The organism is Streptomyces sp. CO7, from assembly GCF_053474865.1.
Window position 1 is genome coordinate 49,780 of sequence record NZ_JBRIOU010000004.1, and the last position, 2,625, is coordinate 52,404.

Below are 2,625 nucleotides of genomic sequence, written 5' to 3' on the forward strand. Positions count from 1 at the left end.
GCTTGGGGGCGGCCTTCTTCGCGCCGGGCTTCGGGGCGGACTTGCCGCCACCGCCACCCTGCTGGAAGGCGTCAGTCAACTTGCGCACAACGGGCGCCTCGATCGTCGAGGACGCCGATCGGACGAATTCACCGAGTTCCTGGAGCTTGGCCACGACGACCTTGCTCTCAACTCCGAACTCCTTTGCGAGTTCGTATACCCGGACCTTAGCCACTTCGCTCCTTTGAGGTCCGGGTTGGAAGCCGGACCGTCGCTACTTCATGGGCGTACTCATCGCGTACTCATCGAGTGCTCATCGCAATCTCGACCTGCTTTCAGAACTCGCGAGGTACCTGGGCCGCGCGGCTGCTCCGCGCGACGCTTCTTACGGTGCCGCCGAATCGGCGACGACGGTCTGCTCGACGTGCCGGCGCAACGCCGCCGTGTCGAGCGACCCCTGGGCGCGGAACGCCCGGGGGAACGCCTTGCGGCGGACCGCCTGGTCGAGACAGACCACGGCGGGGTGCAGATAAGCACCCCGGCCCGGCAGCGTACCGCGATGATCGGGGACGCATTCGCCCTCGACCGCCACGATGCGCAGCAGCTCGGTCTTGGCCGCCCGCTCCCTGCACCCCACGCACGTGCGTTCAGGGCCGTACTCGGGGCACACGCGGGTAAGCGTCCGGCCAGACACAGCTAAGTCTACCTCCCCGCACCGACGTCGGCCCGAGTGGGCGGACGTCGCACGGTCGTCTCTGTCCTGATGTCAACCGTTGACACGGCTCAAACATTCCGTGCCGCAGGTCACACCGCGATCCGGGGGTGGGGCGAGGCCCTGCGGTCAGGCCTGCTGGCCGTCCTGCTCGGTGTCCGGGCGGATGTCGATCCGCCAGCCGGTGAGGCGGGCGGCGAGACGGGCGTTCTGCCCCTCCTTGCCGATCGCCAGCGACAGCTGGTAGTCGGGCACCGTCACCCGGGCGGAGCGCGCGGCGAGGTCGACGACCTCCACCTTGTTCACCCGGGCGGGGGACAGCGCGTTGGCCACCATCTCCGCCGGGTCGTCCGACCAGTCGACGATGTCGATCTTCTCGCCGTTGAGCTCGTTCATCACGTTGCGCACCCGGGCGCCCATCGGGCCGATGCAGGCGCCCTTGGCGTTCAGGCCGCTGCGCATCGAACGCACGGCGATCTTGCTGCGGTGGCCGGCCTCACGGGCGATCGCGGTGATCTCGACGCTGCCGTCGGCGATCTCCGGGACCTCCAGGGCGAACAGCTTCTTCACCAGGTTCGGGTGGGTGCGCGAGAGCGTGACCGAGGGACCGCGGACGCCGCGGGCGACCCGGACGACGTACGACCGCAGCCGCGTGCCGTGCTTGTAGTCCTCGCCGGGCACCTGCTCCTGCACCGGCAGGATGGCCTCGAGCTTGCCGATGTCCACCAGGACGTTCTTCGGGTCGCGGCCCTGCTGGACGACACCGGTGACGATGTCGCCCTCACGGCCCGCGTACTCGCCGAGCGTCGCGTCGTCCTCGGCGTCGCGCAGCCGCTGCAGGATGACCTGCTTGGCGGTGGTCGCGGCGATCCGGCCGAAGTCGGACGGGGTGTGGTCGAACTCGCGGGGCTCCTGCCCCTCCTCGAGCTCGTCCGGGTCCTCCTTCGCCCACACGGTCACGTGACCGGTCTCCCGGTCGAGCACGACGCGCGCGCGACGGCGGCTTCCCTCGGTCCGGTGGTAGGCGATGAGGAGGGCCGACTCGATCGCCTCGACCAGCAGGTCGAAGGAGATCTCCTTCTCCCGCACCAAGCCCCGCAGGGCGCTCATGTCGATGTCCACGGCTACGCCTCCTCGTCATTCTTGTTCTTGCGGCCGAACTCGACCTGGACACGCGCCTTGGCGACGTCCTGGAAGGCGAGCCTGCGTGTGGTGGCCTTGCGGCCCTTGACCCCCGGGACCTCGAGGTCGAGTCCCTCGTCGTCGACGCCCAGGATCCGCGCGACCAGCTCCTCGCCGTCGGCGAGCTGGAACCTGACCAGCCGGCCCGTGGCGCGGACGTAGTGCCGGTGCTCCGTGAGGGCGCGCTCCGCGCCCGGCGTGCCGACCTCGAGGTTGTACTCGCCGTCGCCCATCGCGTCCGTCTCGTCGAGCTTCGCCGAGAGCGCGCGGCTCACATCGGCGATCTGGTCGAGGTCGGCGCCCGTGTCCGAGTCGACGGTCACGCGCAGCACCCGCCGGCGGCCGACGGACTCCACCTCGATCTCCTCGAGGTCGAGCCCCTGGGAGGTGACGAGCGGTTCCAGCAGCTCTCGCAGCCTCTCGCTCTGGGTGGTGCTCATCCGGGTGACTCCTCGGCCGCGTGTGCTGTTGTGGGATTGGTCGCGTGTCAGGTCAAAGGGTATCCGGTCGCGGAGGGTGTTGCCGTCCACCGGGTGTCCCGTCCGCCGTGGCGCGGCACCGGTCGCCCGTGCGGGACTCGGACACGGGTACGGTGATCACACCTGTGCCGACCGGAGTTGACGGCGTGACGGGCCGTCACGCGCCGGGCGCGGATCCGCGCGAACCCGTCCGACCGCCGACGCCCGGCCGGAACAGGCAGAAGTGCGAACCGCCCGCCCGCCGCCACAGGCCCCTGCCACCCAGCCGAGGAC

4 protein-coding genes are annotated in these 2,625 nt (G+C 70.1%); all 4 read right to left on the minus strand.

The features are described from left to right. A partial coding sequence (locus tag ACOV8S_RS12885; protein ID WP_448317969.1) for a translation initiation factor IF-2 N-terminal domain-containing protein occupies nucleotides 1-214 on the minus strand: 214 nt, incomplete at its 3' end. Between the two features lie 150 nt (nucleotides 215-364). Next, nucleotides 365-673, minus strand: coding sequence for a YlxR family protein (locus tag ACOV8S_RS12890; protein WP_448317970.1), 309 nt, complete (start codon nucleotides 671-673; stop codon nucleotides 365-367). 147 nt (nucleotides 674-820) lie between these two features. Further along, on the minus strand, nucleotides 821-1,813 hold the full coding sequence (gene nusA / locus ACOV8S_RS12895; protein WP_448317971.1) for a transcription termination factor NusA: 993 nt from the start codon (nucleotides 1,811-1,813) through the stop codon (nucleotides 821-823). 2 nt (nucleotides 1,814-1,815) lie between these two features. Beyond that, nucleotides 1,816-2,313: a ribosome maturation factor RimP gene (gene rimP / locus ACOV8S_RS12900; RefSeq protein WP_448317972.1), complete on the minus strand. Its 498-nt coding sequence runs from the start codon at nucleotides 2,311-2,313 to the stop codon at nucleotides 1,816-1,818. Between the last annotated feature and the right edge of the window lie 312 nt (nucleotides 2,314-2,625).

What these genes read in the sequence shown, in the direction of transcription:
- rimP (WP_448317972.1), bottom strand. Translation starts at nt 2,313, where the DNA reads ATGAGCACCACCCAGAGCGAGAGGCTGCGAGAGCTGCTGGAACCGCTC.